The 6,000-nt window shown below is 69.9% G+C and carries 4 protein-coding genes; 2 read left to right on the top strand and 2 right to left on the bottom strand.

Annotation, left to right across the window (positions count from 1 at the left end):
* Positions 1-48: 48 nt before the first annotated feature.
* Entirely contained in the window at positions 49-954 is a 906-nt protein-coding gene (locus tag CKO31_RS11775; RefSeq protein ID WP_200237449.1) for a TOBE domain-containing protein, read from the bottom strand.
* 297 nt (positions 955-1,251) lie between these two features.
* Between CKO31_RS11775 and CKO31_RS11770 the strand changes: the two genes are divergently transcribed.
* Positions 1,252-2,139, top strand: a complete 888-nt coding sequence (locus CKO31_RS11770) for a CPBP family intramembrane glutamic endopeptidase (RefSeq protein WP_200237446.1) — start codon at positions 1,252-1,254, stop codon at positions 2,137-2,139.
* 339 nt (positions 2,140-2,478) lie between these two features.
* Here the strand turns inward: CKO31_RS11770 and CKO31_RS11765 are convergent, their stop codons facing one another.
* The gene (locus CKO31_RS11765) at positions 2,479-4,314 is read right to left on the bottom strand and encodes a cation:proton antiporter (RefSeq protein WP_200237443.1); all 1,836 of its coding nucleotides are present in this window, start codon (positions 4,312-4,314) and stop codon (positions 2,479-2,481) included.
* A gap of 399 nt (positions 4,315-4,713) precedes the next feature.
* Here CKO31_RS11765 and CKO31_RS11760 point away from each other — a divergent pair, with 399 nt between their 5' ends.
* A complete protein-coding gene (locus CKO31_RS11760; protein ID WP_200237440.1) occupies positions 4,714-5,244 on the top strand; it encodes an REP-associated tyrosine transposase in 531 nt (176 codons plus the stop codon).
* Positions 5,245-6,000 lie beyond the last annotated feature (756 nt).

Genomic DNA, 6,000 nt, shown 5'->3' with positions numbered 1-6,000 from the left:
GGGCTGGGGCGCGGCTTAACTTGGTTGTTGTGCGAAACCTTGCGCTGGTTAATCCACGCCGATGATCACGCTGGAGGCTGGGAACACCGCGCAGGCCTCGCCTTGCTCGCGGATGCCTAGCTCGGCGAGGTGGTCGTCGGTGGTGACGCCGCGGACGGTGACGCCGGAGCCGAGCGCAATGACCACCTCCGCCGGCCCGTCGCCCCGCAGGATGCGCTCCACCCGCCCGCACAGCGCGTTGCTGCGCGGCGGCGGCGGGGCTGCGGGTGCTGCCGCAAGCACGTCCACGCCGACGGCCTTCACCAGTGCCCAAACGCGCCCGCCGGGCTTGAGGCCCAGCAGCTCGACACTCTCGTTGGTGACGCTGGCGGTGATCCGCTCGCCGCCGGCGAGCGCCAGCGTGATCTCCGCATCCACGGTGCGGGCGGTGACGGCGGTGATGCGCCCGACGAACTGGTTGCGGGCGCTGGTGCGCAGCGCCAAGCGCCGCAGCAGCTCGAGCGCGCTGTCGGAGCTCCCCGGCATGCCGCCGGCCTCTCCCAGCGCGGCATTCACGCCCGCCAGGAAGCGCTGGTACTCGGCGGCGATGCTGCGGTAGGCGGCGATGAGCCGCCGGCCGGCGTCGGTGAGCCGGGCGCCGCCGCCGCCGCGCCCGCCGGTGGCGGTGGCTACCACCGGCGCCGGGGCCAGGTTGTTCATGGCGTCCACGGCATCCCAGGCGGCCTTGTAGCTGACGCCTGCGCCCTTGGCGGCCCGGGTGATGGAGCCGCACCGGTCGATCTGCTCCAACAGCGCAATGCGCTCCTCGCCGAGGAAGGCCACCTCGTCCACGCTGAGCCAGAGGCGGCCCGCGACGTTGAAAGGCGGTTGCTCGGGGCGCTGCGTCGAGGCCGGGGCCGCGCCGTCGTCGCTGCGCGCCGTGCTGGGCTGTCGGGGCTTTCGCGGCTTGGACATGGGCGCAGCCGGCCTTGGTCACCGGCGAAAATGATGAGCGGCGCGCATGCGCCTTGCGGAGTCACCTTCGGGGCAGGCGTGGAGCGGACGACCTGCATCCGGTCGGTTGATCCAGCCTGCTCGCGGAGGCCGAAGATGGAGCCGCCAGGCCCGCGGGCGCCGACCCCACCCGAAGCATGGCAGATCCCGATGGTTGGCTCCACCACGCTGCATCCGGCTGCGCCGGACCGTCCTCCGGACCATGCTGCTTCAATCCCGTCCTTCACCCTTCACCCTTCAAACTTCACAATTCACCCCATGCGCACCACCGCCGTCTTCTTCGCTTATCTCTTCTGCTGCCTGCTGCTGGCGGCGGCCACCGCCCCGGCGCTCATGGAGACGGGCCTCATCGACGAGCCGCCGCGGCGGGTGATGGGGCGCCTCGCACAGCTGTACATCCTGCTCGGGCTCTGGCCCTTCCTGAAGCTGCTGCGGCTCGATAGCAAGGCGGCGCTGGGCTTCGGCCTGCCGCGCCGGCGCTTCCTGCTGGATGTGGCGCTCGGCTGGGTGCTGGGTGTGGCCATCCTGGCGGCGCTGGTGTGGGCCTTGCTGGCCCTGCAGGTCCGCGTGCCGGATCGGCCCGACGACGGCCTGGTGTGGTACGTCCTGGAGAAGGCCGTCGCGGCGCTGGTGGGCGGACTGCTCATCGGGCTGCTGGAAGAGCTCTTCTTCCGCGGCGCCCTCTATGGTGCCATCCGCAGGCGCAGCGGCATCCGCGCCGCGGTGGTGTGGTCGGCGGTGCTCTATGCGCTGCTGCACTTCATGAAGCCGCACGACCTGCCCGCCGGCGTGCCCTTCGACTGGGCCGGCAGCTGGGCCATGTTCGCGGGCGTCTTTACCGGTCTCGCGGACTGGCGCCACCTGGACTCCATGCTGGCGCTCTTCCTGGTGGGCGTCTTCCTGGCCCTGGTGCGCGAGCGCAGCGGGCACATCGCCTGGGGCATCGGCCTGCACGCGGGCTGGGTGTTCGTGATCCAGGTCTCGCGCCGACTCTCCGACGGCAATGAGACCGCCGCCTTCGCTTATCTCACCGGCGACTACGACGGCGTCATCGGCCTGCTGGCGGCGGCCTGGATCGGCGCGCTCGCCTTGGCATACTGGGGTGTCAGCGGCCTCTGGCAGCGCAAGGCCGTATCACTGTCGTAGGTCGGCGCCGACGCCAGGAGGCCCGACACCCGACGTTGGCGCGCTGTCGGGCTTCGCTATCGCTCAGCGCCGACCTACGGGCCTGCCGGTGTTGACCTGGCTCGGATAGATCACGCAACGGTCGCAACGTGCTCACCCGCGGCGGGCAATTACCATCGCCTTTCCCGGCCCCACCGGGATACCACAAATCTGCGCTGTCTCCCCGACAACAGCGACGTCTCAGCACCCCGCACCCCGCACACCGTACCCCGCACTACGCACCGCGCACCGCGCACCCGTACCCCGTACTCCGTACTCCGTACTCCGCATTTCAAACTTCCCCTTCCCCCTTCACCAACCTCAAACCAACGGCCGCGGCCGATCCGCCGCCCGGTCCGCCGGCTCCGGCGCCTCTTGATCGGCCTTGGGTCCGAGCCAAACGACTCGCTCCCCCGCCTCGGCCCGCAGCGGCTTGTCCGCCTCCAGCAGGCGTATGGCATGGTTGGGGCCGATCACCAACACCGCCACGGCACCCTCCGGCAGGGCGCTCTGGAAGGCCTCGGCGTCGAAGGTCTCGGTGAGCTCGCTTTCGCGAAAGCCCCAGCCCTGGTACCAGCGCTGCTGCAGGTCCTCGAATTGCACGTCATGCCCCATGGCGGTGCGCCCGCGCAGCTCCGGGGCGGGTTTGTAGGGCTCGGCGGTGTCGTTGGCGGCGAGCTGGAAGATCTGCTGGCGCCCCAGCTCCGGGGCGAAGCGCGCGCAGGCCAGGGCGTTGTAGGCGTCGTTGTTGGTGGCGGCGAGCAGACTGCCGAAGGCGCCGAGCTCCAGCGCATGCTCGGCGTGCTCCGAGAGCAGGTCGCCGAAGTACACCGGCACCCCGGCCTGGCGGGCGGAGCGCAGCCGATGCCAGGCGCTGTCGGCGACGATGACGGGGACATCCGCTTCGTGCAGCTTCGCGGCCAGGCCATTGCTCCAGGCACTGGCGCCGGCGATGATCAGCCCGCCGTGGCGCCGGGCGCTCAGGTCCAGCTTGCGCGCGAGCCGCCCGAGGGTGAAGCCGTGCAGCACCACGGTGGTGAAGATCAGCACGAACACCAGCGGCAGCAGCAGCTCGGCCCCGGCGAGACCCTGCTCCGCCAGCAACGGCCCGAAGACGCCGGCGACGGCGGCGGCCACCACGCCGCGGGGCGCGATCCAGCCCACCAGCGTACGCTCCTGCCAGCTCATGCCGGCGCCGATGGTGGACAGCCACACCACCGCCGGGCGCACCAGAAAGACCACGGCGAGGATGAGCAGCGCGCTGCGCCAGTCCAGCGCGGCGAGGATGTGCGGGTCCAGGTCCGCTGTCAGCAACAGGAAGACGCCGGAGACCAGCAGCACCGCGACATACTCCTTGAAGCGGCGGATCTCGCCGATGCTCGGCAGGTTCATGTTGCCGAGCACGACGCCCATGACGGTGGCGGCAATGAGCCCGGCCTCTTCCAATACCAGATTGGAGAGCGCATAGGCGCCGATGGCCGCCGCCAGTGCGACGGCGCCCTTCAGGTACTCCGGCACCAACCCGGCTAGGAAGGCGCGGCCCAGCGCCCAGCCACCGACGCCGCCGAGCAGCAGCGCCACACCGACCCCGGCGCCCAAGTGCTGGAGCGTCTCGCCGACATGGCCCGCATGGGCGCCGACGGTGACGTCGAACATGACGACCACCAGCACGGCGCCAGTGGGGTCGTTGACGATGCCCTCCCACTTCAGGAACGACGCCGGGCGGCCCTTGAGCTTGGCCTGGCGCAGCAGCGGCAGGATCACTGTTGGACCCGTGACCACGGTGATGGCGCCGAACACCAGTGCCACCGGCCAAGCCATGCCGACGATGTTGTGCGCGACCCAGGCGGTGAGGCTCAACGACAGCACCACGGCGATGGTGGTGAGTCGGAACACCACCGCCGCGGATTGCTTCAGCTCCGCAAAGCGCAGCGACAGTCCGCCCTCGAACAGGATCGCCGCAACCGCGAGCTTGATGAGCGGGTGGTAGGCGTCGCCCAGGGCCTCGCTCGGGCGCAGGATGCCGAGCACCGGTCCGATCAACAGCCCCGTCAGGCTCAGCAGCACGATGCCCGGAATATGGAAGCGCCAGGCGATCCACTGGGCGCCGATGCCGATCACCATCAGCAGGGCGAGGATCTCGGTGAGGTGATGCATCGATGGCTTGCGCGCACGCGCCTGTGGCTTCAGGACGCGCGCAGGTTACCGGAAGCGCCGCCGGGATGTGCGTACGGCAGGGTTGGCTGGTGGGCCCTGTCGGGCTGCGCTATCGCGTAGGTCGGTGCCGACGGCAGGAGGCCCGACATGCGGCGTTGGCGCGCTGTCGGGCTTCGCTATCGCTCAGCGCCGACCCACGGCGGGGTAGGTCGGTGCCGACGGCAGGAGGCCCGACATCCGGTGCTGGCGCGCTGTCGGGCTTCGCTATCGCCCAGCGCCGACCTACGGGCGTTGTAGGTCGGCGCCGACGCCAGGAGGCCCGACAACGGCATGGCGTTGTCTTCGTAGCAGGCCGATGGCTTACACTGTACGACACACGAAAGGGGCCAGAGGAACACAATGCAATATCGCCGTGCCCGCCTCCCTGGAGCGGCGTACTTCTTCACGGTCAACCTGGCCGATCGCCGCCAACGGTTGCTGGTGGACTACGTTGACCTACTGCGTGAGTCCGTGCGCACCGTCAAGCGGACGCACCCGTTCGAGATCGTCGCCTGGGTGGTCTTGCCGGAGCACCTGCATGCGGTCTGGGCCTTGCCGGCGGGCGACGTTGATTATTCCACGCGCTGGAGCCTCATCAAGGGCGGCTTCTCCCGCGCCTTGCCGAAAGTCGAGTCCATCACCGGCGTCAGGGCAGCCAGGCGGGAGCGCGGCATCTGGCAGCAGCGCTTCTGGGAGCACACCATTCGCGATGATCTGGATCTCGAGCGCCATGTGGACTATGTGCACTTCAATCCCGTCAAGCATGGTTACGTGACGCGGGCCTCGGATTGGCCGTATTCGTCGTTCCACAGATACCTGCGTGCCGGTGTCCTGCCGGTGGATTGGGGATGTGTGGGGGACTTTGCCGGCGAGTTCGGCGAGCGGCGATGAGCCTCGATGCCTGTTGTCGGGCTTCGCTGTCGCGTAGGTCGGCGCCGACGCCGGGAGGCCCGACATGCGGCAGTGGAGCGGTGTCGGGCTTCGCTATCGCTCAGCGCCGACCTACGGCGGGGTAGGTCGGTGCCGACGTGAGGAGGCCCGACACGCGGCGTTGGCGCGCTGTCGGGCTTCGCTATCGCTCAGCGCCGACCTACGGGTGAGGTAGGTCGGTGCCGACGGCAGGAGGCCCGACATGCGGCGGTGGGGCGGTGTCGGGCTTCGCTATCGCTCAGCGCCGACCTACGGGTGAGGTAGGTCGGTGCCGACGCCAGGAGGCCCGACATGCGGCGGTGGGGCGGTGTCGGGCTTCGCTATCGCTCAGCGCCGACCTACGGGTGAGGTAGGTCGGTGCCGACGCCAGGAGGCCCGACATCCGGCGTTGGGGTGGTGTCGGGCTTCGCTATCGCTCAGCGCCGACCTACGGGTGAGGTAGGTCGGTGCCGACGCCAGGAGGCCCGACATCCGGCGTTGGGGTGGTGTCGGGCTTCGCTATCGCTCAGCGCCGACCTACGGCGCGGTAGGTCGGTGGCGACGCCAGGGAGCCCGACACCCGGCGTTGGCGCGCTGTCGGGCTTCGCTATCGCTCAGCGCCGACCTACGGCGGGGTAGGTCGGTGCCGACGGCAGGAGGCCCGACATGGGGCGTTGGTGCGGTGTCGGGCTTCGCTATCGCTCAGCGCCGACCTACGGCGGGGTAGGTCGGTGCCGA

It is taken from the genome of Thiohalocapsa halophila (assembly GCF_016583825.1).
Lineage (GTDB): Bacteria > Pseudomonadota > Gammaproteobacteria > Chromatiales > Chromatiaceae > Thiohalocapsa > Thiohalocapsa halophila.
Note: the sequence above shows the minus strand (reverse complement) of the source record. Positions and strands in the feature narration are given on the sequence as shown.

Bases quoted from the DNA above. Each gene is read 5' to 3' on its own strand.
- CKO31_RS11770 (WP_200237446.1), top strand. From the start codon at position 1,252: ATGCGCACCACCGCCGTCTTCTTCGCTTATCTCTTCTGCTGCCTGCTG.
- CKO31_RS11760 (WP_200237440.1), top strand. From the start codon at position 4,714: ATGCAATATCGCCGTGCCCGCCTCCCTGGAGCGGCGTACTTCTTCACG.
- CKO31_RS11775 (WP_200237449.1), bottom strand. From the start codon at position 954: ATGTCCAAGCCGCGAAAGCCCCGACAGCCCAGCACGGCGCGCAGCGAC.
- CKO31_RS11765 (WP_200237443.1), bottom strand. From the start codon at position 4,314: ATGCATCACCTCACCGAGATCCTCGCCCTGCTGATGGTGATCGGCATC.